This is a genomic window from Variovorax sp. Soil_C_17 (genome assembly GCF_057657265.1).
The window spans coordinates 979,037-1,004,070 of the sequence record NZ_JBDGIT010000002.1 but is presented as its reverse complement, the minus strand read 5'-3'; the positions used below and the strand labels follow the sequence as shown (position 1 = coordinate 1,004,070).

Below are 25,034 nucleotides of genomic sequence, written 5' to 3'. Positions count from 1 at the left end.
TGCAGCCCGCCAATCCCCGATGGAGAATCCCGCCGCCCTTGCGCTTGCGTCCTGGGCGGCGCCGCTTCCGCTGGGCATCGCCTACAGCGGCGGCGCCGACTCCACCGCGTTGCTGCACGCGGCCGCACGGCGGTGGCCTGGGCAGGTGCAGGCCCTGCACGTGCATCACGGGCTGCAGGCGGCGGCCGATGAATTCGAAGCACACTGCCGCGCGACCTGCGAGGCCTTGGGCGTGCCGCTGCAGGTGGGCCACGTCGACGCGCGGCACGCGCCCGGCGAAAGTCCCGAAGATGCGGCGCGGCGGGCGCGCTATGTGACGCTGGCGGCGCTGGCCCGCGCGCACGGCCTGAGCGATGTGGCGCTGGCCCAGCATGCCGACGACCAGGTCGAGACCATGCTCATCGCACTCAGCCGCGGCGCCGGGCTCGACGGACTGGCCGGCATGCCGCAGCGGATGCAGCGGCATGGCGTGAACTTCCACCGGCCGTTGCTGGAGGTGCACGCCGTGGCGCTGCGCGAGTGGATCGCCGAGAGCGGCACTGCCCACATCGACGACCCCAGCAACGCCGATCTGCGCTATACGCGAAACCGGATCAGGCAGCTGCTGCTGCCGGCGCTCGCCGCAACGCTGCCGCAGTTCCGCGAGACCTTTGCCCGCTCGGCGCGCAACGCCGCCAAGGCCTCGCGGTTGCTGGCCGAGGTCGCCGCCGCCGACATCGAGGCCGCGGGCTCGCCGCCCGCGCTGGAGGCCTTGCGCAGCTTGCCGCGGGGGCGGCTCGCCAACGTGTTGCGCCATTGGCTCAGGCGCGAGCACGACGCGGTGCCCAGCGAGGCCCAGCTCGAACAGCTGCTCGACCAGATCGAGGCCTGCAGCACCCGCGGCCACCGCATCCGCCTCAAGGTTGCTGACGGTTACGTCCAGCGCGAGGGCGACATTCTGCGTTGGTACAATGCCCGGCCTCCGTCGCAGCCCGCAGCCTTGCGTTGAAGCAGGCACCCCAGGCATGCGGCAGAAATCCCGGACGCCGGCACTGCGGCAGGCATCCGAATCCTTCTCCTTGACTTCACCCATGGCATTGATCGTTCACAAATACGGCGGCACGTCGATGGGCTCGACCGAGCGCATCCGAAATGTCGCCAAGCGCGTCGCCAAGTGGGCGCGCGCCGGCCACCAGATGGTGGTGGTCCCGAGCGCCATGAGCGGCGAGACCAATCGCCTGCTCGGCCTGGCCAAAGAGCTCGCACCCGGCAAGGTCGACGACGACCACAACCGGGAGCTCGACATGCTCGCGGCCACCGGCGAGCAGGCCTCGTCGGCGCTGCTGGCGATCGCGCTGCAGGCCGAGGGCATGCAGGCCGTCAGCTACGCCGGCTGGCAGGTGCAGGTGAGGACCGACAGCGCCTTTACGAAGGCCCGCATCGAGCGCATCGAAGACGAGCGCGTGCGCGCCGATCTCGATGCCGGCAAGGTGGTCGTCATCACCGGCTTCCAGGGCGTGGACGAAGCCGGCAATATCACCACGCTGGGTCGTGGCGGCAGCGACACTTCGGCGGTCGCGATCGCGGCGGCAATGAAGGCGCACGAGTGCCTGATCTACACCGACGTCGACGGGGTCTACACCACCGACCCGCGTGTCGAACCCGATGCACGCCGCCTCACCACCGTGAGCTTCGAGGAGATGCTCGAGATGGCGAGCCTGGGCTCCAAGGTGCTGCAGATCCGCTCGGTCGAGTTCGCCGGCAAATACAAGGTGCCGCTGCGGGTGCTGTCCAGCTTCACGCCCTGGGACATCGACATCAAGGAAGAGGCCCGCTCGGGCACCCTGATCACATTCGAGGAAGACGAAAACATGGAACAAGCCGTCGTATCCGGCATCGCGTTCAACCGTGACGAAGCCAAGATCTCCGTGCTCGGCGTGCCCGACAAGCCGGGCATCGCGTACCACATCCTGGGCGCCGTGGCCGATGCCAACGTCGAGGTGGACGTCATCATCCAGAACCTGAGCAAGGACGGCCGCACCGACTTCAGCTTCACGGTCCACCGCAACGACTACGCCAAGACCGTCGACCTGCTCAAGGAAAAGGTGTTGCCCACCCTGGGCGCGACCGACATCGTCGGCGACACCAAGATCTGCAAGGTCAGCATCGTCGGCATCGGCATGCGCAGCCACGTGGGCGTGGCCAGCAAGATGTTCCGAGTGCTGAGCGAGGAGGGCATCAACATCCAGATGATCTCCACCAGCGAGATCAAGACCTCGGTCGTGATCGACGAGAAGTACATGGAACTCGCCGTTCGCGCGCTGCACAAGGCCTTCGATCTCGATCAACCGGCCTCTTAAGCTGGCATAATCGCTTTTTCCTGGAAACGTGACCGAGTGGCCGAAGGTGCTCCCCTGCTAAGGGAGTATGGGGTGTAGAGCCTCATCGAGGGTTCGAATCCCTCCGTTTCCGCCAGACCCGAATGAAAAAAGCCGTTGCGACCCAACGGCTTTTTTCATTTCCGGCCACTCCATGTTCCCATGGTCCTCGATGCTGCCGACTGCCGGCATCGGTCGGACATGAAAAAGCCGCCTCGATGGGCGGCTTTCGCTTGTTTGGCCGTGGGCACTTACGCGGCCCACGTTACGGCATGTTCACTTGCAGGAGCCACCTTGTGTTTTTCTCGTCGTGGTAGCTCTTGTTCGACGTGCCGTTGTGAGATCCGGCTTTGCCTGCGCAGGCATTTGCTCAGCAACTTGAGCAAGGGCGGAGTCTACCACGCCCGGTGAGACGCCCGCGATTCAGGCTGCCATCGTGTGTTGGGAGGGCTCGGTCAGGGCCATGAGCACGTCCGCATACCAGGCGCAATTGAGCCCAAGCGATTCGTCCTGCACGAGGTCGCGTGTTCGCATGTCCATGCGCGTGGAGTGCACCCCGAGAAGTTGCCAAGGCAACTGCAATCCGTCTGCGCTCGGGTGGTGGATGCGCCGCAGCACCGGGGCACCGCTGCTGCCTCGATGGGTGCGGGCATCGGTCAGGAAATAGCCCTGCTGCTGGAAGCGCACGCCGAATGCCGAGGCAATGGATGCACTGCGCACCACGGGCAAATGATGCACCGTGTCATGGAAGCCCAGCGGGAAGCCGACGATGACCAGCGCATCTCCGACCTCGGCCACCCCGCCCGGGGGATCGAGGTGCTCGGGGCCGAACGCATGCAGCATGCAGGGGTCAGGCAAGCAGCCGAGGTCGATCTCGATGGCGGCCACATCCACGTCGCCGGCGGTGTCGGCTGCCTGGCGCCATTGGCTCAGGCCACCGCGATACAGCGGTACCGAAACGGCCGCGTAGCGCGTCAGGTTGAGCTTGTCGGTATGCACCTCGATCTCGATGCGGTCGGGGTAGTGGCTGCTTGTTTCGTCGGCAAGGACATGCCGGCTGGTGACCAGGAACAGCCGCTCGTCGCGGCGAAAGAAAAAGCCGCTGGCGCCTGACAGGGAACAAGCCCCTTGGAAGGTGCTGACGCGCGTCGTGGTCAGGAGCGCGGCTTCGGTGGCAGTGCGCGGCGCGGCTGGCGCCGTGCCGGCGAGCACCGCGCGCATGCGGGCAATCTCGCGCTCGAAGGTGGAAAGGACCTGGTCGAAGAGGGGTGCGTGCTGCATCACCGTGCGCGCGGCCTGGGCATGCACTTCGAACGAACGCACCAGGTGACCATGGGACGCGACCGGCAGTGCCTCCATCAGCGCGGGAAGGAGAGCGTCGATCGCCATCAAGCTCCCCTTGAGTTCGCAGATGCGTTCGCCGGCATCTCGAAGAGTCTTCATGGTCGCGTGCGCCTTCCGAAAAAAGAAACGCGGTCAAGCCGCGTTCTCGAGATAGGGGCTGCCGCGCATATCGCGAGGGTCTGCGCGAAGATCGTGTGCAGCGCGAATGTTGGAGGACTGGGGCCCCCTCGGCGTCATGCTGGTGCAGTGCAGTGTACGCCGGATCGACATCGCGCCCGCGGATCAAGGCGTGGCTCCTCGATCGAGCGCGTGCCCGCCCATGGGTGTCGCTGCCCGGCCTGCAGGGCCTGCAAGCTCAACCCCCCGGCCAACGCCCAAAGCGCTCGTAGATCGCCGACTTGAGCCTCTTGATCTCCATCAGCGCATCCAGCTTCGGTGCCTCCTTGCCCGAGAGGATCGGCGCGACATGGCCTGCAATGTCCCTGCACGCCTGCGCGTCGCAGGCGCAGCGCGCGAGTTCCTTCTGGCGCTCTGGAAGGCTCAGCTGCGCGAAATCCTGCATCAGGGATTCGCTGACGCGCAAAGAGGCAGCCGCGGCCGCAAGGCTCATCTGGATGGCGGCGCGCAGGCGGTTGCCGAAGTCGTTCTCCTCCTGAATGCGCGATTCGGCTTCCTGCCTTGCAGGCGTCAGGCAGCCGATGTCCGTCGGTGCGAAGTAGGGCACCGCCGCCGCCATCGGGCTGCGGCCGGCGATGATTTCCTCCACCAGGGCGCGTGCCTTCTCAACTGTTTCAAGATCGGGTGATTCCATGTCCAGTCCTCGAAGTCCTTCATGTTGTTTCAAACCTGTCGAAGTGTCGTTGTTGCGAGTGAAGCCAGGGCAGGAGATCGCCAGAAATGCACGCGCGTTGTTAAATCGTCGACGCTTCCGGCATGCAGACCGTGGGCTGGGCATTACGGCAGCCGAGCTGCATTGATACTTTTCACTTCGGTGCCCATGACCCGCCACCGCCGATCCTGTTGGGCGCGCCAAGACCGACCCGCATGAAGCGGATCACGGTCGGCCCTTCACGAGCATGCCGCTCGCGATGGACTGCGCGGTGTTGATGGAATCCGTGAGCCCCAGGTGACCATGGCCGACCGCCAGCCACAGGCCGGGACGGCCGGCCGCCGGGCCGATGACCGGCACCGAGTCCGGCATGCAGGGGCGATGGCCCATCCATTGCGTGGTCTGCAGGTCGTCGAGGCCGTCGAAGGTCTCGCGCGCGATGCGCTCCAGGATTGCGGCGCGACGCGGATCGGGCGGGTGCTCGAGGCCGCCGATCTCCACCGTACCGCCGACGCGCAGGCCGTCTTCCATCGGCGTGACGAAGATCTTGCGATCGGCCAGGACCACCGTGCGCGAAACGGTGTCGCGTCCACCCTGGAACTGCACGTGGTAGCCGCGCTGGCTCTCCAGCGCCAGGCGCAGGCCCAACGGGTCCAGCAGCCGGCGCGACCAGGCACCGGCAGCCACCACCACGTGATCGAAGCTGTCCTCGGCGCCAGGGTCCGCGCCCGCCGTGGCGAGGCGCCAGCGCCCGCCGTCCAGAGGCGTCATCGCGCGCACGTCCTCGCGCCGCAGCCGGCCGCCGCGTGCGGTGAAGGCACGCACCATGGCCTGCACATAGCGGTAAGGATTGACGATGGTCGCGTGGTCGGCCACGAACACCCCGATGCGGTAACGCTCGCCCACGCGCGGTTCCAGCGCCAGGATGCCATCGCGGTCCAGCTTCTGGAACGGGTAGCCGTAGTGCTGCCGCATGCGCCAGCCGTCAGCGTCCTTCGCCAAGGCGCGCGCATCGGGGTACAGGTGCAGGTGGCCGCGCCGCACGAAGAGCTCGGGCACGCCGAGCTCACGCGCCAGCGCTTCGTGGCGGTCGACGGCGCCCGTGTGCAGTGCGGCCAGCTTGGCGGCCGCGAGCGCCACCCGCGAGGGCTTGGCGGAGGCGACGAAGCGCATCAGCCACGGCGCCGCCTTCGGCAGGTAAGACAAGGGCAGATGCAGCGGGCTCTCCTCGTCCAGCAGCATGCGCGGCACCGCCGAGAGGATGCCGGGCATGGCCAGCGGCGCCACCGAGCCCGGGCTGATGGCGCCCGAGTTGCCGTAGCTGCAGCCGCGGCCGGGCTCGTCGCGGTCGATCAGCGTGACGCTCGCGCCACGCTTGCGCAGCGCCAGTGCGATGCAGCTGCCGACCACGCCGGCGCCAACGACGGCGACCCGCGGTTCAGACCACGGCATGCAAGCCGGAGCGCCGGCGTCTGCCCAGGAGGAACAGCTCGCGCGCCCGATGGTTGGAGGTGTCGTTGCGGTGCAGCGGGGTCCGGAGCAGGGCGATCAGGAAGGGGAGTGGCAGCATGAGGGCTTTGCCGGAAAAGGGCGCACTGTATTACGTGCCTCGTCGTTGATCAATACGACATCTTGGCATGCGTCGGTGGCGGCACCACAGGTGCTGCGGCGACTGGAGTGCCGCGGCTGCTGAAGGCGGCGCGCCGACATCGACCCTGACCTGGCCGACCTCCGAAAGCGCCGGCCGTAAGGCTCAACCGGTGCGGGAGTCCTTGCAGGTGTCGATCAGCGCGATCGAGCGCTCGACGCGCAGCGCGATCTCGTCATGCAGTGTCTTCGGCGCCCGGCTGGTGGCCATCACGAGCAGAATGCCGGTGCCGATCGCCGAAAGAAGGCCGGTCATCAGCTCGGAAGAAGTCACGACGTCCATCTTTGGGTCCTTGGAGTAGCTGGGGCTCGGGATGAGCAGGCACGCAGTCTCCAACGTCCGCCGCGATCTCTCAATACGCCATTTGGAGGAGAGACGAAGGTCGGACAAAGCAGAAGATGCGGTGCTGTCCTACACCACGACCAGCCCGTCCAGTGATGGATCGGCGGGTGGCACCGCGAGCTTCATGCCGCGCAAGGTCTTGACCAGCAGCTGGGCGATCATCAGGTTGCGATGGGGCTTGCTGTCGGCGGGGATGACGTGCCAGGGCGCGTGCCTGCTGGAAGTGGCGGCCAGCGCCTGTTCGTAGGCGTGCTGGTAGGCCGCCCACTTCTTGCGCACGTCCAGATCGGTGCGATGGAATTTCCAGCGCTTTTCAGGGTCGTCGATGCGTGCCTGCAGGCGTTCGCGCTGCACCTTCTTGCTGATGTGCAGCATGCACTTGACGACCACCGTGCCGGTCTCGGCGAGCAGGCGCTCGAAGTCCTGGATCTGCGCGTAGCGGCGCCGCAGCTCGGCCTTGTCGATCCAGCCTTCGACCCAGGGCACCAGCACGTCCTCGTAGTGGCTGCGGTTCCACACCATGATCTCGCCGCCGCGCGGCACGTTGGCGTGGCAGCGCCACAGGTAATCGCGAGCGCGTTCGTCCTCGTTGGGTGCCTTGAAAGCCGTCACGCGAACGCCCAGCGGCGAGGTGCGCGAGAACACCCAGCGGATGGTGCCGTCCTTGCCGCTGGTGTCCATGCCCTGCAGCACCAGGAGCACCTTGCGCCGGCCCTCCGCATGAAGCAGGTTCTGCAGCTCGTCGAGCTCGCCGGCCAGCTGTTCGAGCCGATCCCGCTGGGCCTGCTCGTCGCCTTCCAGAAAGGGCGATGCGGCAGGGTCGATGCTCGCGAGGCTGAACTTGCTGCCGTCGACGCGGTACTTCTTGAAGCTGGCCATGCGCGGGACTCCTTTGTCGCAACGAGCCCGAGGGTAAGCGATGTTCAGTCTTCGTCGGGATCCAGCGATGCGCTCCAGCGCTTGTCCCAATCGACATGCCGGGCCTCGTCGAGCTCGCGCCGGTCGCGCTTGGTGGGCCGTCCCTGCACGATGCTGAGCGCCGGCTCGCTGCCCATGCGCCGCTGCTCGCGTGCGGCGGCCTGGACAGCGAGGCTTTCGGGCGTCTCCTCGTAGAGCTGCTGCGCCACCGGCGCCGGCCCGCGCTGGCCGCTGAGCCCGCGCACCCGCACGATGCGATCGACCCCGCCCCCGACCCGCATCGCGACCAGGTCGCCGGCCTTCACTTCGCGCGAGGCCTTGGCCACCTCGCCGTTGATCTGCACGCGGTTCTTGCCGATCTCCTCGGCGGCCAGGGTGCGCGTCTTGTAGAAACGTGCGGCCCAAAGCCATTTGTCGATGCGCAGGCGGTCCATGTCCCGTGTGAGTGGTTTCAAGGATTGTCGCCCGCCAGCGGCAGTTGCACGACGGCATCGAGCCCATCGCGTTGTCCGCCGGCTTCCCGGTTTTCGAGGGCGATGCTGCCGCCAAGGGCCAGCACGATTTCGCGGCAGATCGCCAGCCCCAGGCCCGAGCCGCTGGCCACGTCGCCGGCCGCGAAGGGCGCGAACAGCCGCTGGCGCAGTTCGTCCGAGATGCCCGGGCCCTGGTCGCTGACCACGAAGACCGCGCTTTCGCCCTCGGCACGCACGCTCACCCGCAGCGCGCCGCGGCGCGGGCTGTGCTTGATGGCGTTGTGCAGCAGGTTGCGCGCCAGTTCCTGCAGCATCCAGCGGTGGGCGCGCACCAGCATCGGCGCGGCGCCGGCGGAGAGCTCGACGTCGAGTGCCTTGTCGGCCATCAGCGGCGACAAGTCGAGCGCGAGCTGGCGCACCGTCTCGCCGAGGTCCAGCACTTGCCACTCCGGCTGCTGGCGCAACTGCTCGACCTTGGCCAGCGACAGCATCTGGTTGGCCACCGTGGTGGCGCGCTCCACCGTGTCGCTGATCTCCGTGAGCGCCTGCCCGGTCGGCACGTCGCCGCGGCGCGCCGACTGCACCTGGGCCTTGAGCACCGCCAGCGGCGTGCGCAGCTGGTGCGCGCTGTCGCGCACGAAGCGCTTCTGGTGGTCGAGCAGCCGCTGCAGCCGGCCCATGACCTCGGTGGTGGCGTCGACCAGCGGGCGCAGCTCGCGCGGCGTGTCGGGCGCGTCGATGGGCGAGAGGTCGTCGGCCGCGCGGGACTCGATCAACTCCCCGAGGTGGCGCACCGGGCGGGTCGCGCGCTGCACCACGAACACCGTCACTGCGGCGATCACGCCCAGCAGCACCAGCTGGCGCCAGAGCATGTCGAGAAGCAGCTTGCGCACCAGCGTCTCGCGCAGCTCCAGCGTCTCGGCCACCTGCACCACCGCCATGCCGCGCCCGCGTGCGCTCGCCACCGGCTGCAGCAGCACGGCCATGCGCACCGGCTGCTCGCGGAAGCGCGCATCGTAGAAGTCGACCAACGCCGCGTAAGGAGGCCGGTCGGGCAGCCGGCCGTGCCAGAAGGGCAGCTCGGCGAAGCCGGAGATCATTTCGCCGCCGAGCGTGGAGACCCGGTAGAAGATCTTGCTCTGGTTGTCGGCCTCGAAGGCCTCCAGTGCGGAATAGGGAACGATGGCGCGCAGCGATGCCTTCTCGTCGTAGCCCTCGACGTCGAGCTGCTCGCCGATCGTCTTGGCGGAGGCGAGCAGGGTGCGGTCGTAGGCGGTGGTGGCGGCCGCGAGGCTCTGGCGATACAGGCTCACGCTGTTGATCACGATGAACAGCGCGATCGGCGCCAGGATGCCGATGAGCAGCCTGGCGCGCAGCGAGGCGGCGCGCATCACGACTCTTCGCGCAGCAGGTAGCCGAGGCCGCGCAAGGTCATCAAGGCGGCGCCGGTACCGGCCAGCTTCTTGCGCAGCCGGTACACCACCACTTCGATCGCCTCGTACTGCACCTCGCTCTCGCCGGGAAAGACCAGCTCGAACAGGCGCTCCTTGGCCACTGCATGCCCCGGCTTCACCATCAGCGCCTTCAGCAGGGCGAGCTCGCGTGGCGTGAGTTCCAGCACCTCGGCACGATGGTAGATGGCGCCGTTGTCGGGCTCGTAGCGCAGGCTGCCGACCTGCTGGGGGTTGTTTGCGGCCTCCGGCCCGGCGCTCTGGTGGCGCCGGTGCAACGCGCGAAGGCGCGCTTCCAGCTCGTCGAGGTCGAAGGGCTTGGGCAGGTAGTCGTCGGCGCCGGTGTTGAGGCCCACCACGCGATCGCCCACCGTGCCCCGGGCGGTCAGCAGCAGCACGGGCGTGCGCAGGCCTTCGGCGCGCGCCTGCGCCAGCACCTGCAGGCCATCGGCGTTGGGCAGGCTCAGGTCCAGCGCGACCACGTCGGGCTCGAGCGCGCGCCATTGCGACAGCGCCTGCGCGCCGTCGCCGCACAGGCGCACGTCGATCATGCGGCGGCCGAGGGTGCGCTGCAGGGTGGTTTGCATCGAGGGGTCGTCTTCGACTAACAGCAGCTTCATGGCCGGTACTTCGGTGTTTTCCCCAGTGCGCAGGACAGCCAACTGACAGCGGGCGCGCGCATCATAGCGGCGTTCCAGCCTTCCAGTTCCCCAAGGAGACATGCATGCGTCGAGACACCTTCCTGAAATCCATGGCCGCGCTGGCCGCCGCCGGAGCCCTGCCGATGTCGGCCTGGGCCGCACCCAACGTCAAGATGATGATCCCGGCCAATCCGGGCGGTGGCTGGGACACCACGGGCCGTGCACTCGGCAAGGCCATGACCGACGGCAAGCTGGCCGATACGGTCACCTACGACAACAAGGGCGGCGCCGCCGGCGCGCTGGGCCTGGCGCAGTTCGTCAACGGGTCCAAGGGTGACCCGAACGCGCTGATGGTGATGGGCGCCGTGATGCTGGGCGGCATCATCACCGGCAAGCCGCCGGTCAACCTCTCGCAGGCCACGCCGCTGGCGCGCCTGACCAGCGAATACAACGTGTTCGTGCTGCCGGCCAGCTCGCCCCTGAAGACCATGAAGGACGTCGTCGAGCAGCTCAAGAAAGACCCCGGCAGCGTCAAGTGGGGCGGCGGCTCGCGCGGCTCCACCGAGCACATCGCGGCGGCGATGATCGCGCAGAAGGTCGGTGCCGATCCGTCCAAGATCAACTACGTGGCCTTCCGCGGCGGCGGCGAGGCCACCGCGGCCATCCTGGGCGGCAACGTCACGGTCGGCGGCAGCGGCTACAGCGAGTTCGCGCCCTACATCGCCGACGGTAAGATGCGCGCGATCGCCGTCACGTCGGCGCAGCGCCTGCCGGGCATCAACGTGCCGACGCTCAAGGAGCAGGGCATCGATGTCGAAATCGGCAACTGGCGCGGCGTCTACGGCGCTCCCGGCATCACCCCGGAACAGCGCAAGGCGCTGACCGACCTGGTGCTTGCCGCGCTCAAGACGCCGACCTGGGCCGATGCCATGAAGAAGAACGACTGGACGCCTGCCGTCCTGTCGGGCGACGCCTTCGCCAAGTTCGTGGACGAGGAGTTCGCGAGCCTGCGCGCGACGATGGTCAAGTCCGGCATGGTCTGACGCGCCGGGTGCGGCGCGAGCGTGCGGGAGTGCGGCGCGGGCCGCGCTCCCATCTTTTCCCCGATCACACGCGAGGTCCAGAACAATGTCCAACATCGACCCCCATTCGAGCGGGCACGTGCCGCTCGAGCCCGAATCGCGGCCGCATGCGGTGTGGCCGCAGACGCTTGTCGGCGCCGGCATTCTGCTCACCGGCCTGGCCCTGGCTTACGGCGCCAGCAGCATTTCGTCGGAAGCGGGCTACGGCGGCGTCGGCCCCAACTTTCTGCCCTGGCTCGTGTCGGTGGCGCTCACGCTCTGCGGTGCCTGGATCGTCTGGGAATCGCGCACCGGCGGCTTCCGCCAGATGGATGCGCCCTCGGACGAGCCCGCCTACTGGAGCGGCCTGGTCTGGGTCTCTGCCGGCCTGCTGCTCAATGCGGCGTTGATCACCACCATCGGCTTCATCCTGAGCTGCACGCTGTGCTACCTGCTGGCGGTGCAGGGGCTGCGGCGTTCGAAGGGGCAGGCCGGCGTCAATTCGCCGCGCACCTGGCTCATCGACATCGTCACGGGGCTGCTGATCTCGGCGCCTGTTTTCTGGATGTTCACCAAGTTCCTGGCCATCAACCTGCCGGGCCTGACTGCCACGGGCTGGATCTGACATGGATATCTTCAACGCCTTGCTGCAGGGCTTCGCCGCCGCGATCACGCCCGCGAACCTGCTCTGGTGCCTGGTGGGTTGCGCCCTCGGCACGGCCGTCGGCGTGCTGCCCGGCATCGGTCCTGCGGTGGCGGTTGCCATGCTGCTGCCGATCACCGGCAAGGTCGACATCACGGCCTCGATGATCTTCTTCTCGGGCATCTATTACGGCGCCATGTACGGTGGCTCGACCACCTCCATCCTGCTGAACACCCCGGGCGAAACGGCCAGCATGGTGACGGCGATGGAGGGCAACAAGATGGCCAAGAGCGGCCGCGCGGGCGCCGCGCTGGCGACCGCCGCCATCGGCTCCTTCGTCGCGGGCAGCGTCGCCACCGTGGTCGTCACGCTGTTCGCGCCCTTCGTGGCCGACTTTGCAGTCAAGCTGGGGCCGCCGGAGTATTTCCTGCTGATGCTGCTGGCCTTCACCACCGTCAGCGCCGTGCTGGGCAAGAGCACGCTGCGCGGGCTGACGGCGCTGTTCATCGGCCTGGCCGCCGGCTGCATCGGCCTCGACCAGATCTCCGGCCAGGGCCGCTACACCGGCGGCATTCCGGAACTGCTCGACGGCATCGAGATCGTGCTGGTCGCGGTCGGCCTGTTCGCGGTGGCCGAGGTGCTTTATGCGGTGCTGTACGAAGGCCGGGTGGTCGAGAGCCAGAACAAGCTCAGCCGCGTGCACATGACGGCGCGCGACTGGCGCCGCTCGGTGCCGGCCTGGCTGCGCGGCACCGCAATCGGCACCCCCTTCGGGTGCATCCCGGCCGGCGGCACCGAGATCCCGACCTTCCTGAGTTACGCCACCGAGAAGAAGCTGGCGAAGGACCCGCGGGACAAGGCCGAGTTCGGCACCCGGGGCGCGATCGAAGGCGTGGCCGGCCCCGAGGCCGCCAACAACGCCACCGTCACGGCGGCGCTGATCCCGCTGCTCACGCTGGGCATCCCGACCTCCAACACCACCGCCATCCTGCTGGGCGCCTTCCAGAACTACGGCATCCAGCCCGGACCGCAACTCTTCACCACCTCGGCTGCGTTGGTGTGGGCGCTGATCGCCTCGCTCTACATCGGCAACGTGATGCTGCTGGTGTTGAACCTGCCGATGGTGGGCTTGTGGGTCAAGCTGCTCAAGATTCCGAAGCCGCAGCTCTACGCCGGCATCCTGATCTTCGCCACGGTGGGCGCCTACGGCATGCGCCAGAGCGCTTTCGACCTGGTGCTGCTCTTCGTGATCGGCGTGCTGGGCGTGGTGATGCGCCGCTTCGACTTCCCGACCGCCCCGGTGGTGGTGGGCATGATCCTGGGCCCGCTGGCCGAGGCGCAGCTGCGCAACGCCATGTCGATCGGCGAGGGCAGTGCGGCGGTGTTCTTCCAGCGGCCGATGTCGCTGGTGCTGATCCTGGTCATCCTGGCGGTGCTGCTGCTGCCGCGCCTGGCCAAGTACCTGGGCGACAGGAAGCAGTTGCGCGCCGTCGCCGGCTGACCTGCCGTCCGCAGGCGCGGCGCGCAGACTGCCGGAGCCTCACTCGTCGGCCGGGAGCGCAGTGGACTGCGCCGTGGTCGCGAATCCGCTGCCCGCGCCCTGGACGCGCGCGACCTCCGCGGTGAACTCCGGACCGTGGCGCAGCCGCTGGTACATGGCCACTTGCGCACGATAGCTCCCACGCATGGGATCGAAGTCGTCGCGCCACGCGCTCTGGCCGAGGCCGGAACGCAGCCACAGGTTCAGGTCAGCCACCGCCTCGGCGCGGCTCAATGCGCCGGGCTGCGGATCGGGCGGGCCGACCCGGAACTCCTGCGGCGTGCGTGCGTCGGCGGGTGCCGAAGCCAGATAGTCGCCCATCACCGCCGAGCGGCTCAGGGTGCTGGCGGCCGGGATCGGCGCGCCGACCCATTGCTCCGGCGGCACCGTTTGGGCAGACACGAAACCGGTGAATGTGACAGCTAAAAGAGCAAGAACTTTTGTATTCATGATGAAATCACTCCTCGGGTGTGCGGCGTGCGGGGATCGCAGCCATCACAGGCGTACTGTGAGGAGCCGCCGCCTTCGGGGCTGTGCGTTTGCGCACAGGTTTTTGCAACCGGCGGGTCCTGCCGACGGTGGAGTTCAGCCATGCCGCCTGACCGCTCCAGCCTGGCCTTGCAGCACATCGCGCTGCTGGAGGGCCTCTCCCGCGAGCGCCTGGACCAGCTCGCCCAGCGTTGCCTGTGGCAAGCCCTGCCGGCGGGCAAGCCGCTGCTGCTGCGCTCCGAGCGCAAGAGCGATGTCTTCTTCCTGGTCTCGGGCCGGCTGCGGGTGACGATCTACGCGGCCAACGGCCGGCAGGTCACCTTCCGCGACTCCGTCGAGGGCGAGCATTTCGGCGAGATCGCCGCCATCGACGGGCAGCCGCGCTCGGCCGACGTGGTGACGCTCACGCCGAGCGTGGTCGCGAGCCTCGATCGCGCCGCCTTTCTCGAGCTGCTGCGCGACGAGCCGGTGGTCGCCGAGCGCGTCATGCGCAGCCTGGCCGCGCTGGTGCGCCAGCTGTCCGAGCGCGTCATCGATCTCAGCACGCTGGGCGTGCAGAACCGCGTTCACGCCGAGCTGCTGCGCCTGGCGCAGGCCGCGGGCATCGCCGGCAACAAGGCGCGCCTGGAGCCGGCGCCGACCCATGCCGAGCTGGCCAATCAGATCAGCACCAATCGCGAGCAGGTGACGCGCGAGCTCAATGCCCTGCGCCGCGAGGGCCTGCTGGCCAAGGACGGCCGGGCGCTGGTGCTGACCGATGCGCAACGGCTCGAGCGAATGGTGGGAGAGGTGCGCGGCGCCTAGCGCCGCCGCAGCCTACTCGCCGTCGGCCCGCCAGGCCGGCAGCTTCCAGCCCGTCAGCATGGCCAGGGCCCGCAGCAGGGTGACGCAGCCCGCCGCCGCCACCAGCCCCAGCCATTGCGGCATCGCGAGCTCATGGGCCAGCACCACCAGCCAGGCCCCTGCGAAGGCGCACAGCGCATAGGGCCGGTGGTCGCTGAAGGCGCGCGGGATCTCGTTGCAGACGATGTCGCGCAGCACGCCGCCGCACACCGCCGTCACCATGCCCATGAAGACGGCGACGATGGCCGGCATCGCGGCGTCGATCGCGATCTGGGTGCCGCCGGCGGTGAACAGGCCCAGGCCCAGCGCATCGGGCCACTGCATGGCGCGCTCGGTCAGCGCGAAATGGCGCGTGCGCATGAAGAACATGGCGCCCACGCACAGCGCGAGCAGCACCCAGAGCCAGGCCGCATGCTGGACCCAGAAGAAGGGACGGCGGTCCAGCAGCACGTCGCGCAGCGTGCCGCCGCCGAAGGCCGCGAGGCCGGCCACCACGCAGACGCCGACCGCGTCCAGGCGCTTGCGCGCCGCCTCGATCAGCCCCGAGAGCGCAAACGCCAGCGTGGCCGCCGCCTCGATCGCGATCTGGGCGTGGGACAGGGACAGCACCTGGGACAGCGGCAGGCTCGACATGGTGGGCGACGACGGCGAAACAAGGTGTGTCGATGGTAGTTCGCCGCTGACAGGCCCCGTGCGCCATGGCACGATCGACGCCGCGCGCAGCCGCCGCGCCCCCCGGTCGTCCACTGACACACGCCATGCCGCTGAAGCAGCAGATCCGCTACTGCACCGCGCCCGACGGTGTCCGCATCGCCTATGCGACCGCGGGGCGGGGGCCGCCGCTGTTCAAGGTCGGCAACTGGCTCTCGCACATGGAGTTCGACCTCACCAGCCCGGTCTGGGGCCATGTGCTGGAGGCGCTGTGCGAAACCCACACCCTGGTGCGCTACGACCAGCGCGGCACCGGCCTGTCGGACCGCGAGATCGAGCAGATGTCCTTCGAGATCTGGCTGAAGGACATGGAAACCGTGGCCGACGCCGCCGGGCTCGTGCGCTTCCCGATGCTGGCGATCTCCCAGGGCGTGAGCCTGGCCATCACCTACGCCGCGCGCCACCCCGAGCGGGTGAGCCACCTGGTGCTCCAGGGCGGCTACGCGCGCGGGCGCCGGATGCGGGGCGGCGGCCAGGCGCTGGACGAGGAATCCGAAACCCAGGCCAAGCTGATGGAGATCGGCTGGGGCCGCTCGGACCCTGCCTTCCGCCAGTTCTTCACCAGCCAGTTCCTGCCGGAAGGCACGCCCGAGCAGCATCGCTGGTTCAATGAGCTGGCGCATGTCTCGACTTCGCCGCAGAACGCGGCGCGCATGCTGCGCGAGTTCGACCGCATCGACGTCTCGGCGCTGCTGCCCGAGGTGCAATGCCCGACCCTGGTGCTGCATTCCACCGGCGACCTGCGGGTGCCCTTCGACGAGGGGCGGATCATCGCCGCCGGGATCGCGCAGGCCCGCTTCGTGCCGCTGCACAGTGCGCATCACCTGGTGCTCCGGCAGGACGAGGTCTGGCCGCGCTGGGTGGAGGAGGTGCGCAGCTTCCTTGGCGGTCCGGATGCGGCCGTGCCGGACCCGGTGCTGGCCGGCCTGACCGTGCGCGAGCGCGAGGTGCTGGAGCTCATCGCCCAAGGCCGCGACAACGCACAAGTGGCGGCGGCGCTGCAGCTGAGCGAGAAGACCGTGCGCAACCACGTCACCAGCGTCTTCGCGAAGCTCCAGGTCGAGAACCGGCCGCAGGCGATCGTGCGGGCGCGCGAGGCCGGACTGGGCCGCGGCGCCTGAGGGGCCCGCCCGGAATCCGCCCGGGCCTGCACGGCCGAGCGCGGCGCGCTGCATTCCTACGCAGCGAACGGCCCGGTCCGACACGATCGGCGGGGTGCAAGCCTAGTCTGTGATCTCCACTTCATTTCGATGCAGGAGATGGCATATGCACTCACGCGATGACGACGATGCACGGCGCCGCGGTGCCTACGGAACGGCCCGCGACTGGCGCGGCGATGACGAGCGGCGCGGCGGCTTCCAGGGCCGCGGGCAGCAGGAAGCGTTCCAGGGACGCGGCACCCAGATGGGCGGCTACGACCCCTACGAGCAGGGCCAGGAGTACGGCCGCGGGGCGGGCGGCTCCGACTACGGCAGCGGCGAGACCTCCTTCTGGCGCGGCGACGAGCAGCAGCGCATGTACGAGCGCCCGCGCGGCGGCGCCTACGGCCGGGTCTACCAGGGCCGCGACAGCTGGCGCACCCATGGCTCGGACGAATCGCGCTACGGCGGCTTCGACCGCGAGCAAGGCGGCGGCGTCGGCGGCAGCGTCATGAGCGATTACGGCAGTGCCCAGCAGGAGCCTTGGCAAGGATCGGGCATGCCCCGCCACACGGGGACCGCGCGCGGCTGGAGCGGCGAGTACGGCCGGGCCGGCGGATATGGCGCCGGACGCGAGCAGGAGCGCCAGTGGGACCCGGACTACCACCAGTGGCGCAGCGAGCAGCTGCGCCGCCTGGACGAGGACTACGAAGCCTTCCGCAAGGAGCGCTACGGCAAGTTCTCCGAGGAGTTCAACACCTGGCGGGCAAATCGCGCCAGCCAGTCGCCCGCGGCCGGCCCCGGTGCGACGACGGGCACCGGGGGCTCCGGCAGCGCGTCGCCGTCCTCGCGCAGCGCCAGCACCTCTTCGGGCATGGCGACAAGCGGCGGCGTCAAGGGTTCCGAGACCAAGCAACAGGGCTGAAGCCCTGATACGCGATGCGCGGCGCCGGACCCGACGACGATCATGCGGTCCGTGCGATCCGCGCCGCGGCATGCCCGCTCGAGGTCTCGCCGCATTGCCATGCGGCGCTGCTCTTCGCCATCGCGGACGCGCGCTTCGTGCTGCTGGGGGAGGCTTCGCATGGCACCGATGACTTCTACCGCGAGCGCGCGGCGATCACGAAACGGCTGATCGAGGACAAGGCTTTCGACGCCGTCGCGGTGGAGGCTGACTGGCCGGACGCCCTGCGGGCCGATCGCTTCGTGCGTGGTGCGTCCGACGATTCGAGTGCGCTGCAGGCGCTCGGCGATTTCCGGCGCTTTCCGGCGTGGATGTGGCGCAACCAGCCGGTGCGCGAGTTCGTCGACTGGCTGCGCGCCTCGAACCAGAAGAAGCCGGCCGGGGAGCGGGTCGGCTTCTATGGCATCGATCTCTACAGTCTCTATACCTCCATCGCCTCGGTGCTGGACTACCTGGATCGGGTCGACCCCGAAGCCGCGCGGCGGGCGCGCCAACGCTACGGCTGCTTCGATCACTTCGGCGAGGACACGCAGGCCTACGGCCACGCCGCCGCCTTCGGCCTGAGCGCGAGCTGCGAGGAAGCCGCAGTGGCGCAATTGAGGGAGCTGCTCGAGAAGAGGGCCGACCCTGTCGGCGTGGAGGCGCATTTCCATGCCGAGCAGAACGCGCGGCTGGTGCGCAATGCCGAGCACTACTACCGCACCATGTTCAAGGGCCGCGTGGCCTCATGGAATCTGCGCGACCGGCACATGGCGCAGACGCTGGAAGCGCTGGATTCGCATTTGACCAGCCAGCGGTCCCGGCCCGCACGCATCGCCGTGTGGGCCCACAACTCGCACCTCGGCGATGCACGCGCCACGGAGATGGCGGACATCGGCGAGCTCAACGTGGGCCAGCTGATTCGCGAGCGCTACGGGCCGCAGTGCTTCAACGTCGGCTTCACCACGGCCACCGGCGAAGTCACCGCCGCCTCGGCCTGGGACGGGGAAGCGGAGCGCAAGCGCGTCAATCCGCCGCTGGCGGGCAGCATCGAGGCGCTGCTGCAAGAGGCCGGACTCGGACGCTTCGCGCTGATCCTGCGCAACAACGAAGTGCTCGCGCAGGCCTTGGCCGGCGCGCGCCTGCAGCGCGCCATCGGCGTGATCTATGCGCCGGCGACGGAGCGGCAGAGCCACTACTTCCATGCGCGGGTCGGCGAGCAGTTCGACGCGCTGGTTCACCTGGATCACAGCGCGGCCCTGGAGGCGTTGGACTGAGGGGCGGCGCCCGGCACGCTAGCGCTGGGGCGCAGCACGATCGGCCGGCAGCACGATGGTGGCGCGCCCGTCGCGGGAGGTGATGGCGTCCGAGCCGCCGGATGGCGGCGTGGACCCGGCCGGCGCCACGATGGTGGCGCGGCCGTCGGCGGACGATTGCGGCACCTCGGCCGGTGGTCCGCCACGGGCCCGATCGAGCGCATGGCCGGCAGCGCGGATGCAGGCCTCGCGCGCCGGTGCGGCCAGGCTGCCGTTGTTGCAGGCGGCGATCTCGCGCTCGTAGCGTTGCTGCAGCGCGTCGCGCGCGGGCTGGGCGAAGGCGCTCAGGGCCGTTGCCAGTCCGGCGCAGAGGAGGGGAAGAAATCGCTTCATGAGCTTCTCCAGTCCGCTGCAGCATCGCACCGCGCGGGCCGCCGCGCTGTGCGAGCGTGCAGCGAGTGCGGGTAGGCGCAGCGCGCGCCCCGGCCCGGTCTCAGTTCGCCGCCGGCTGCTCTGCGCGCTGCAGCGGCGGCGGCCCTTCCGGTGCATCGGCCGGATCGGGCTTGCGCCCGCGGATGCGCGCCACCATGCGGTGCAGCCAGTGCTCGATGTCGTCGACGTAGGTGAACACCGCCGGCACCACCAGGAGGCTCAGCACGGTGGAGGTGATCAGCCCGCCGATCACCGCCATCGCCATCGGCGCGCGGAAGCTGGAATCGGCCGCGCTCAGGCCGAAGGCGATGGGCGCCATGCCCGCGCCCATGGCCAGCGTGGTCATGATGATGGGCCGCGCGCGCTTGTGGCAGGCGTCGCGCAGGGCTTCCCAGCGGCTCATGCCATGGTCGCGGCGCGCCACGATGGCGTATTCCACCAGCAGGATCGAATTTTTGGTGGCCACGCCCATGAGCATGATGAAGCCGATCATCGAGGGCATCGACAGCGCCTGCTGCCCCAACAGCAGGCCGATGAAGGCCCCGCCCAGCGCCAGCGGCAGCGCGCACAGGATCGTCACCGGGTGCAGGAAGTCCTTGAACAGCAGCACCAGCACGATGTAGATGCACAGCACGCCGGTCAGCATCGCCAGGCCGAAGCTGGCGAACAGCTCGCCCATCATCTCGGCGTCGCCCACCTCGGCCACCCGCACGCCGGGCGGCAGGTTGCGCACCGAGGGCAGGGCCTCCACCGCCGTCTTGGCATCGCCCAGGCCGACGCCGGAGAGCTCGATCTCGAAGTTCACGTTGCGCGAGCGGTCGTAACGGTCGATCACCGCCGGGCCGCCCTCCATCGTGAGCTTGGCGACCTGGCTCAGCATCACCGGGCCGCGCGCACCGGGCACGGTCAGGCGTTCCAGCAGCGACAGGTCCTGCCGCGCCGAATCCTCCAGCTTGACCACGATCGGCACCTGGCGCTGCGCCAGGTTGAGCTTGGGCAGCGCCTGGTCGTAGTCGCCCAGCGTGGCCACGCGCAGGGTTTCGGCAATGGCCGAGCTGGTGACGCCCAGGTCGGCGGCGCGCGCGAAGTCGGGCCGCACCGCGATCTCGGGCCGGATCAGGCTGGCGGTGGAGGTGATGTTGCCCAGGCCGGGAATGGTGCGCAGGTCCTTCTCGACCGCGCGCGCCGCGGCGGTGAGCGCGGTGGGCTCCTCGCCCGTCAGCACCAGGATGTACTTCTCGCCCGAGCCGCCCAGGCCGACCGTGGTGCGCACGCCGGGCAGGGTTTCGAGCGCCTTGCGGATGTTGTTCTCGATGCCCTGCTTGCGCGGGCGGTCGCCGCGCGGCGCGAGCTGGATGGTCAGCGTGGCCTTGCGGGTCTCCGGCGTGCCGAAGCTGGCAAAGGGGTCCCCGCCCGCGCTGCCGCCGCCCACGGTGGTGTAGACGCTCTTCACGTGCTCCACCCCCATCACGCGCCGGCGCGTCTCCTCCGCCGTGGCCAGGGTCTGTTCCAGCGTCGCGCCCGGCGGCAGGGAGAGGTAGACCTGGGTCTGCGAGTTGTCGTCGGCCGGAATGAAGCCGGTCTTGAGCAGCGGGATCAGCGCGATCGAGCCGAAGAAGAACAGGGTGGCCAGCACCATGGTGGTGAAGCGGTGCCGCAGGCTGCGCTCGGCCAGGCGCATGTAGAAGCTGAGCCAGCGCGGCTCCTTCTCGGCGCCCACCAGGGGCTTCAGGATGTAGGCCGCCATCATCGGCGTGAGCATCCGCGCCACCACCAGCGAGGCGAACACCGCGAGCGAAGCGGTCCAGCCGAACTGCTTGAAGAACTTGCCGGCCACGCCGCTCATGAAGGCGGTGGGCAGGAACACGGCGATCAGCGTGAAGGTGGTGGCGATCACCGCCAGGCCGATTTCGTCGGCCGCCTCCATCGCCGCCTGGTAGGGCGACTTGCCCATGCGCAGGTGGCGCACGATGTTCTCGACCTCGACGATCGCATCGTCCACCAGGATGCCCACCACCAGCGACAGGGCCAGCAGCGTGACGACGTTGATCGAGAAGCCCAGCAGGTACATGCCGACGAAAGCCGGGATGGCCGACATCGGCAGCGCGACGGCCGAGACGAAGGTGGCGCGCCAGTCGCGCAGGAACAGCCAGACCACCAGCACCGCGAGCAGCGCGCCTTCGTAGAGCAGGTGCAGCGAGCCGTCGTATTCCTCCTGCACCGGGTCGACGAAATTAAAGGCTTCGGTGAGCTGGATGTCGGGATGCTGGGCACGCAGATCGCGCAATGTCTTTTGCACCGCGGCGCCCACCTCCACCTCGCTGGCGCCACGGCTGCGTGCGACCTCGAAGCCGACCACCGGCTTGCCGTCGAGCAGGGCGGCGGCGCGCGGCTCGGCGATGGTGTCGGAGACGCGGGCGACCTGGTCGAGCCGGATGCTGCGGCCGTCCGACAGCGGGATCTGCATGTCGCGCAGCTCCTCGGCCGAGCGCACGGTCGCCAGCGTGCGCACCGGCTGCTCGCTGCCGCCCAGGTCGGTGCGGCCGCCGGCGCTCTCGGTCTGCACCTGGCGCAGCTGGCGCGAGATGTCGGCCGCGGTCGCGCCCAGCGACTGCAGCCGGCCCGGATCGAGGTCGACGTGGACCTGGCGCGTGACCCCGCCCACACGGTTGACCGCCCCCACGCCGCTGATGGCCAGCAGCTTCTTGGTCACGGTGTCGTCGACGAACCAGCTCAGCGCCTCCGGGTCCATGCGCGAAGAGGCGATGGTGAAGGCCAGCACGGGCTGGGCCGCGAAGTCCAGCTTGTTGATCACCGGGTCGCGCACGTCGGCCGGCAGGTCGGCGCGCACGCGCTGCACCGCCGAGCGCACGTCGTCGACGGCTTCCTGCACCGGCTTTTCGAGCCGGAACTCGACGATCATCGTCGCCGCGCCGTCCTGCACCTTGGACGTGATGTGCTTGAGGCCCTGGACGGTGGCGATCGAGTTCTCGATCTTGCGCGCCACGTCGTTCTCGAGCTGCGAGGGCGCCGCGCCCGGCAGCGCGACCGAGACCGTGACCGTGGGCAGGTCGATGTCGGGGAAGTTCTGCACCTTCATCGCGTTGAAGGACAGCAGGCCGGCGAAGGTGAGCAGCACGAACAGCATCACCGCCGGAATGGGGTTGCGGATGGACCAGGCGGAGACGTTCATCAGGGCGCACTCCGCTTCGCCGGCAGCGCATCCACCACCCGGACCAGGTCGCCGTCGTTCAGGAAACCGGCGCCCTGGACCACGATGCGTGCGTCTTCCGGCAGCTTGGTCATGATCTCGATGCGGTCGCCCACGCGGCGGCCGGTCTCGACTTTCAGCTGGGCGACGCGGCTGTCGGGCTGCAGCACGAGCAGGTGGTTGAAGCCGTCGCGCGGCACCACGGACGCCAGCGGCACCGTCAAGGCGCCGCTGCGGCCGAGCTGGAATTCGCCGCGGGCGAACATGCCGGCCTTGACGGCGCTCGTCTGCTGCACGCCCGGGATGTCGACGTAGACCAGGGCATTGCGCGTCTGCGGGTCCACCGTCGGCGCGATGCTGCGCACCTTGCCGCTGACCTGGGCGCCGCTGGCGCTGGTGATCACGGCGGGGGTGCCCACGGCAACGCGAGCCAGCTCGGCCGAGGTCACCTCGGCGCGCCATTCGAGACGGCCCTGGCGGATCAGCCGGAACAGCTCGGTGCCCGCGCTGAGCACGCTGCCCACGGTGGCCGTGCGCGAGGAGATCACGCCGTCGTCCGGCGCCAGCACCTGCGTGTTGCGGCCGCGCACCTGCTGCGCGGCCAGCATGGCCTCGGCCGCCGCGACGCGCGCCTTGGCGGTTTGCTCGGCCGTCTGGTACTGGTTGATCTGCTGCTGGCTCAGGGCGCCGGTGGCCTGCAGGGTGCGGGCGCGCGCGGCGTTGCCGGCCGCATCGGCGGCCGTCGCCTTGGCCTCGGCCAGCGACGCGCGGGCCTGGGCCACGTCGGCCTGCACCGTCTCTGGCGAGAAGGTCGCGAGCACCTGGCCCTTTTTCACCACATCGCCCACGTTGACACGCACTTCGGCCAGCCGCAGGCCGTTGGACTCGGAGCCGATGCTGGCCTCCTGCCACGCCGCGACATTGCCGTTGGCGGCCAGCGTGATGGTGAGCTCGCTGGTCTCGGGCCGGGCCACCGTCACCGTGAGCGCCGGCCTCGGCTGGGCGGCGGCCTCCTTGGGCTTGGCGGCGCCTTGCTCCGCGGGCTTGCCGCGCGTGAACAGGAAGGCGGCGGCCGCGAGCAGCAGCACCAGCACGGCGGCAATGATGAGGAGGGTGGAACGCTTCATTCTTGTCATGGGAGCCACTTCACTTACTTCGCGATCGACGAGGTGTTGGTTGTCTCGGCACCGGGCCGCGCCCAGCCGCCGCCGGTCGTGCGGTAGAGCGCGACCCAGGCCTCGGCCCGCTCGCGCTGCAGCGCGACGCGCGAGGTCTGCGCCGCGAACAGGGTGCGGCGCGAATCCTCCAGCTCGAACAGGCTGGCCAGCCCGCCCTGGTAGCGCGCGCTGGTGGCATCGAAGGAGGCCTGGTAGTTCTGCACTGCGGTGTCGGCATCGCCGGCGCGCTGGTCGGTGCTCTGCAGGTTGATCAGCGCCTCCTCGACCTCGCGCACCGCCTGGCGGGCGTTGCCGCGGTAGAGCGCCACGGCCTCGTCGTAGCGCGCCCGCGCGGCGTCCACATTGGCGGCCAGGGCGCCGCCGTCGAAGATCGGCACCGACAGTGCCACCGGGCCGATGCTCCAGGTGTCGACGGTGTCGCGCAAGCCGCTGGTGCGGAACTGCAGGCGGCCGATCGAACCCTGCAGCGTCAGGCGCGGGAAGCGCTGCGCCAGCGCGGAGCCGGCTTCGGCGCTGGCGGCAGCCACGCCGAGCTCGGCCGCGTAGATGTCGGGCCGCTGGGCCAGCACCTGGGCGGGCACGCTGGCGATCGCATGCACGGCCGGCAGCGCGCGGTCCACCGGCGCGGCGTCGAGCCGGGCCTGCAGCGTGGGCGCATCGATGCCGGTCAGCGCGATCAGCGACTGCTGCAGCAGGGCACATTGCGCGCGCTGCTGCGTCAGTCGGGCCGCGGCGTCGGAGGCGCCGGCGCGTGCCAGCGCGGCATCCGCAGGCGCGGTGAAGCCGGCGCGCGCCGACAGATCGTTGAGGCGCGCGGTCTCGGCCCGCGACTGCGTATCGGCAGTCGCCACGGCGAGCTGGCGCCGGCAGGCACGCTCGCCGAAATAGGCGTTGGCCGTCTCGGCCGCCACCGACACCCGTGCCTCGTGCCACCTGGCGTCGGCGCTGTCGAGCCGGGCCTGGCTGGCGTCGCGGGTGGCGCGCAGGCCGCCGAAGAGGTCGATCTCCCAATTCGACTGCAGGCCGGCCTGGAGGGTGGTGATCGCCGGGATCGAGGTGCTCGCCGAGCCGCTGCCGGTGCCCCCCAGGCCGCCGAAGCCGCTGGTGGGCGAGTTGCTGCGCGTGGCCGAGGCATTGGCGGTGAGATTGGGCGCCAACGCCGCGCCGGCCGCCACGCGCGACGCGCGCGCCTCGGCGATGCGCGCGGCGGCGCTGGCCACATTGGGGCTCACGGCCTGGGCCGCGTCGATCAGCTCGACCAGGAGCGGATCGTCGAGCTGGCGCCACCAGTCGGCCAGCACGGGCAGCGAGCCGCCATGGGGCAGGGGCGTGCGCCACTGCGGGGGTGTCGGGGCCGTGACCTTCTCCGGCGGGCGTGGGAGCGTGCAGGCCGAGAAGACCAAAGGGAGCGCGAAAGGGAGCGCAAAGCTCAGCGCTCGAAGCCGGGAGTTCCTCATGAGGTTCCGCAAAAAGTGGCGTGGCTGGCGATCGGGTAGGTCGCGTCGCTGGCGCCGGGTGCAGCCGGGTGGGCCGGGCAAGGCGCGCAGCATAGCAAGACTGCGCGCTCCGCAAATCAAGCCCCTAC

24 protein-coding genes and 1 tRNA gene are annotated in these 25,034 nt (G+C 69.5%); 10 read left to right on the top strand and 15 right to left on the bottom strand.

Translation table 11 applies throughout. The features are described from left to right. Nucleotides 1–19 precede the first annotated feature (19 nt). The 3 genes from tilS to AC3A6Y_RS13230 all read left to right on the top strand — a co-directional run bounded on the left by tilS (nucleotide 20) and on the right by AC3A6Y_RS13230 (nucleotide 2,454). A complete protein-coding gene (gene tilS, locus AC3A6Y_RS13240; protein ID WP_487868677.1) occupies nucleotides 20–988 on the top strand; it encodes a tRNA lysidine(34) synthetase TilS in 969 nt (322 codons plus the stop codon). Nucleotides 989–1,070: 82 nt separating this feature from the next. After that, nucleotides 1,071–2,339, top strand: a complete 1,269-nt coding sequence (locus AC3A6Y_RS13235) for an aspartate kinase (RefSeq protein ID WP_487868676.1) — start codon at nucleotides 1,071–1,073, stop codon at nucleotides 2,337–2,339. Between the two features lie 22 nt (nucleotides 2,340–2,361). Further along, nucleotides 2,362–2,454 (top strand) — tRNA-Ser (locus AC3A6Y_RS13230). Nucleotides 2,455–2,780: 326 nt separating this feature from the next. On the opposite strand, the gene AC3A6Y_RS13225 is transcribed toward AC3A6Y_RS13230, so the two are convergent. The 9 genes from AC3A6Y_RS13225 to AC3A6Y_RS13185 form a co-directional block, all read right to left on the bottom strand. Next, complete coding sequence (locus tag AC3A6Y_RS13225; RefSeq protein WP_487868675.1) at nucleotides 2,781–3,800, bottom strand: S1 family peptidase; 1,020 nt, start codon at nucleotides 3,798–3,800, stop codon at nucleotides 2,781–2,783. Nucleotides 3,801–4,056: 256 nt separating this feature from the next. Continuing rightward, entirely contained in the window at nucleotides 4,057–4,656 is a 600-nt protein-coding gene (locus AC3A6Y_RS13220) for a hypothetical protein (protein WP_487868674.1), read from the bottom strand. A 99-nt stretch (nucleotides 4,657–4,755) separates the two neighbouring features. After that, nucleotides 4,756–5,982: an NAD(P)/FAD-dependent oxidoreductase gene (locus AC3A6Y_RS13215; RefSeq protein WP_487868673.1), complete on the bottom strand. Its 1,227-nt coding sequence runs from the start codon at nucleotides 5,980–5,982 to the stop codon at nucleotides 4,756–4,758. Continuing rightward, on the bottom strand, nucleotides 5,969–6,100 hold the full coding sequence (locus AC3A6Y_RS13210) for a hypothetical protein (RefSeq protein ID WP_487868672.1): 132 nt from the start codon (nucleotides 6,098–6,100) through the stop codon (nucleotides 5,969–5,971). The genes AC3A6Y_RS13215 and AC3A6Y_RS13210 overlap by 14 nt, the downstream gene beginning before the upstream one ends. Before the next feature lie 183 nt (nucleotides 6,101–6,283). Continuing rightward, entirely contained in the window at nucleotides 6,284–6,460 is a 177-nt protein-coding gene (locus AC3A6Y_RS13205) for a hypothetical protein (protein ID WP_487868671.1), read from the bottom strand. A 129-nt stretch (nucleotides 6,461–6,589) separates the two neighbouring features. Next, entirely contained in the window at nucleotides 6,590–7,399 is an 810-nt protein-coding gene (locus AC3A6Y_RS13200) for a PPK2 family polyphosphate kinase (protein ID WP_487868670.1), read from the bottom strand. 44 nt (nucleotides 7,400–7,443) lie between these two features. After that, nucleotides 7,444–7,872: an RNA-binding S4 domain-containing protein gene (locus tag AC3A6Y_RS13195; protein WP_487869053.1), complete on the bottom strand. Its 429-nt coding sequence runs from the start codon at nucleotides 7,870–7,872 to the stop codon at nucleotides 7,444–7,446. 17 nt (nucleotides 7,873–7,889) lie between these two features. After that, nucleotides 7,890–9,305: a sensor histidine kinase gene (locus tag AC3A6Y_RS13190; protein ID WP_487868669.1), complete on the bottom strand. Its 1,416-nt coding sequence runs from the start codon at nucleotides 9,303–9,305 to the stop codon at nucleotides 7,890–7,892. Next, nucleotides 9,302–9,982 (bottom strand): response regulator, encoded by a 681-nt coding sequence (locus AC3A6Y_RS13185; protein ID WP_487868668.1) that lies wholly within the window; start codon nucleotides 9,980–9,982, stop codon nucleotides 9,302–9,304. The genes AC3A6Y_RS13190 and AC3A6Y_RS13185 overlap by 4 nt, the downstream gene beginning before the upstream one ends. A 104-nt stretch (nucleotides 9,983–10,086) precedes the next feature. Between AC3A6Y_RS13185 and AC3A6Y_RS13180 the strand changes: the two genes are divergently transcribed. The 3 genes from AC3A6Y_RS13180 (at nucleotide 10,087) to AC3A6Y_RS13170 (ending at nucleotide 13,208) form a co-directional block, all read left to right on the top strand. Next, entirely contained in the window at nucleotides 10,087–11,046 is a 960-nt protein-coding gene (locus AC3A6Y_RS13180) for a Bug family tripartite tricarboxylate transporter substrate binding protein (RefSeq protein ID WP_487868667.1), read from the top strand. Between the two features lie 85 nt (nucleotides 11,047–11,131). After that, a complete protein-coding gene (locus tag AC3A6Y_RS13175) occupies nucleotides 11,132–11,689 on the top strand; it encodes a tripartite tricarboxylate transporter TctB family protein (protein ID WP_487868666.1) in 558 nt (185 codons plus the stop codon). Between the two features lies 1 nt (nucleotide 11,690). Then, a complete protein-coding gene (locus AC3A6Y_RS13170) occupies nucleotides 11,691–13,208 on the top strand; it encodes a tripartite tricarboxylate transporter permease (protein ID WP_487868665.1) in 1,518 nt (505 codons plus the stop codon). Nucleotides 13,209–13,247: 39 nt separating this feature from the next. On the opposite strand, the gene AC3A6Y_RS13165 is transcribed toward AC3A6Y_RS13170, so the two are convergent. Then, nucleotides 13,248–13,649: a hypothetical protein gene (locus tag AC3A6Y_RS13165; RefSeq protein ID WP_487868664.1), complete on the bottom strand. Its 402-nt coding sequence runs from the start codon at nucleotides 13,647–13,649 to the stop codon at nucleotides 13,248–13,250. Between the two features lie 189 nt (nucleotides 13,650–13,838). Between AC3A6Y_RS13165 and AC3A6Y_RS13160 the strand changes: the two genes are divergently transcribed. After that, a complete protein-coding gene (locus tag AC3A6Y_RS13160; RefSeq protein ID WP_487868663.1) occupies nucleotides 13,839–14,540 on the top strand; it encodes a Crp/Fnr family transcriptional regulator in 702 nt (233 codons plus the stop codon). A 12-nt stretch (nucleotides 14,541–14,552) separates the two neighbouring features. On the opposite strand, the gene AC3A6Y_RS13155 is transcribed toward AC3A6Y_RS13160, so the two are convergent. Next, complete coding sequence (locus tag AC3A6Y_RS13155) at nucleotides 14,553–15,212, bottom strand: trimeric intracellular cation channel family protein (RefSeq protein ID WP_487868662.1); 660 nt, start codon at nucleotides 15,210–15,212, stop codon at nucleotides 14,553–14,555. A 125-nt stretch (nucleotides 15,213–15,337) separates the two neighbouring features. On the opposite strand from AC3A6Y_RS13155, the gene AC3A6Y_RS13150 reads away from it, so the two are divergent. From AC3A6Y_RS13150 to AC3A6Y_RS13140, 3 genes are all read left to right on the top strand, one after another. Further along, nucleotides 15,338–16,411, top strand: a complete 1,074-nt coding sequence (locus AC3A6Y_RS13150) for an alpha/beta fold hydrolase (protein ID WP_487868661.1) — start codon at nucleotides 15,338–15,340, stop codon at nucleotides 16,409–16,411. A gap of 145 nt (nucleotides 16,412–16,556) precedes the next feature. Further along, nucleotides 16,557–17,354, top strand: a complete 798-nt coding sequence (locus tag AC3A6Y_RS13145; RefSeq protein WP_487868660.1) for a hypothetical protein — start codon at nucleotides 16,557–16,559, stop codon at nucleotides 17,352–17,354. 14 nt (nucleotides 17,355–17,368) lie between these two features. Then, nucleotides 17,369–18,649, top strand: a complete 1,281-nt coding sequence (locus AC3A6Y_RS13140; protein WP_487868659.1) for an erythromycin esterase family protein — start codon at nucleotides 17,369–17,371, stop codon at nucleotides 18,647–18,649. Nucleotides 18,650–18,667: 18 nt separating this feature from the next. Here the strand turns inward: AC3A6Y_RS13140 and AC3A6Y_RS13135 are convergent, their stop codons facing one another. From AC3A6Y_RS13135 to AC3A6Y_RS13120, 4 genes are all read right to left on the bottom strand, one after another. Next, entirely contained in the window at nucleotides 18,668–19,021 is a 354-nt protein-coding gene (locus AC3A6Y_RS13135) for a hypothetical protein (RefSeq protein WP_487868658.1), read from the bottom strand. Between the two features lie 100 nt (nucleotides 19,022–19,121). After that, entirely contained in the window at nucleotides 19,122–22,253 is a 3,132-nt protein-coding gene (locus tag AC3A6Y_RS13130; RefSeq protein ID WP_487868657.1) for an efflux RND transporter permease subunit, read from the bottom strand. Continuing rightward, complete coding sequence (locus AC3A6Y_RS13125) at nucleotides 22,253–23,407, bottom strand: efflux RND transporter periplasmic adaptor subunit (protein WP_487868656.1); 1,155 nt, start codon at nucleotides 23,405–23,407, stop codon at nucleotides 22,253–22,255. The genes AC3A6Y_RS13130 and AC3A6Y_RS13125 overlap by 1 nt, the downstream gene beginning before the upstream one ends. Before the next feature lie 14 nt (nucleotides 23,408–23,421). Beyond that, the gene (locus AC3A6Y_RS13120; RefSeq protein ID WP_487868655.1) at nucleotides 23,422–24,906 is read right to left on the bottom strand and encodes an efflux transporter outer membrane subunit; all 1,485 of its coding nucleotides are present in this window, start codon (nucleotides 24,904–24,906) and stop codon (nucleotides 23,422–23,424) included. Nucleotides 24,907–25,034 lie beyond the last annotated feature (128 nt).

Coding starts and splice junctions, on each gene's coding strand:
- AC3A6Y_RS13205 (WP_487868671.1), bottom strand. CDS start 6,460: ATGGACGTCGTGACTTCTTCCGAGCTGATGACCGGCCTTCTTTCGGCG.
- AC3A6Y_RS13210 (WP_487868672.1), bottom strand. CDS start 6,100: ATGCTGCCACTCCCCTTCCTGATCGCCCTGCTCCGGACCCCGCTGCAC.
- AC3A6Y_RS13160 (WP_487868663.1), top strand. CDS start 13,839: ATGCCGCCTGACCGCTCCAGCCTGGCCTTGCAGCACATCGCGCTGCTG.
- AC3A6Y_RS13120 (WP_487868655.1), bottom strand. CDS start 24,906: ATGAGGAACTCCCGGCTTCGAGCGCTGAGCTTTGCGCTCCCTTTCGCG.
- AC3A6Y_RS13225 (WP_487868675.1), bottom strand. CDS start 3,800: ATGAAGACTCTTCGAGATGCCGGCGAACGCATCTGCGAACTCAAGGGG.
- AC3A6Y_RS13180 (WP_487868667.1), top strand. CDS start 10,087: ATGCGTCGAGACACCTTCCTGAAATCCATGGCCGCGCTGGCCGCCGCC.
- AC3A6Y_RS13195 (WP_487869053.1), bottom strand. CDS start 7,872: ATGGACCGCCTGCGCATCGACAAATGGCTTTGGGCCGCACGTTTCTAC.
- AC3A6Y_RS13130 (WP_487868657.1), bottom strand. CDS start 22,253: ATGAACGTCTCCGCCTGGTCCATCCGCAACCCCATTCCGGCGGTGATG.
- AC3A6Y_RS13125 (WP_487868656.1), bottom strand. CDS start 23,407: ATGACAAGAATGAAGCGTTCCACCCTCCTCATCATTGCCGCCGTGCTG.
- AC3A6Y_RS13170 (WP_487868665.1), top strand. CDS start 11,691: ATGGATATCTTCAACGCCTTGCTGCAGGGCTTCGCCGCCGCGATCACG.
- AC3A6Y_RS13215 (WP_487868673.1), bottom strand. CDS start 5,982: ATGCCGTGGTCTGAACCGCGGGTCGCCGTCGTTGGCGCCGGCGTGGTC.
- AC3A6Y_RS13200 (WP_487868670.1), bottom strand. CDS start 7,399: ATGGCCAGCTTCAAGAAGTACCGCGTCGACGGCAGCAAGTTCAGCCTC.
- AC3A6Y_RS13220 (WP_487868674.1), bottom strand. CDS start 4,656: ATGCCCAGCCCACGGTCTGCATGCCGGAAGCGTCGACGATTTAACAAC.
- AC3A6Y_RS13150 (WP_487868661.1), top strand. CDS start 15,338: ATGCCGCTGAAGCAGCAGATCCGCTACTGCACCGCGCCCGACGGTGTC.
- AC3A6Y_RS13185 (WP_487868668.1), bottom strand. CDS start 9,982: ATGAAGCTGCTGTTAGTCGAAGACGACCCCTCGATGCAAACCACCCTG.
- AC3A6Y_RS13155 (WP_487868662.1), bottom strand. CDS start 15,212: ATGTCGAGCCTGCCGCTGTCCCAGGTGCTGTCCCTGTCCCACGCCCAG.
- AC3A6Y_RS13145 (WP_487868660.1), top strand. CDS start 16,557: ATGCACTCACGCGATGACGACGATGCACGGCGCCGCGGTGCCTACGGA.
- AC3A6Y_RS13175 (WP_487868666.1), top strand. CDS start 11,132: ATGTCCAACATCGACCCCCATTCGAGCGGGCACGTGCCGCTCGAGCCC.
- AC3A6Y_RS13135 (WP_487868658.1), bottom strand. CDS start 19,021: ATGAAGCGATTTCTTCCCCTCCTCTGCGCCGGACTGGCAACGGCCCTG.
- tilS (WP_487868677.1), top strand. CDS start 20: ATGGAGAATCCCGCCGCCCTTGCGCTTGCGTCCTGGGCGGCGCCGCTT.
- AC3A6Y_RS13140 (WP_487868659.1), top strand. CDS start 17,369: ATGCGCGGCGCCGGACCCGACGACGATCATGCGGTCCGTGCGATCCGC.
- AC3A6Y_RS13235 (WP_487868676.1), top strand. CDS start 1,071: ATGGCATTGATCGTTCACAAATACGGCGGCACGTCGATGGGCTCGACC.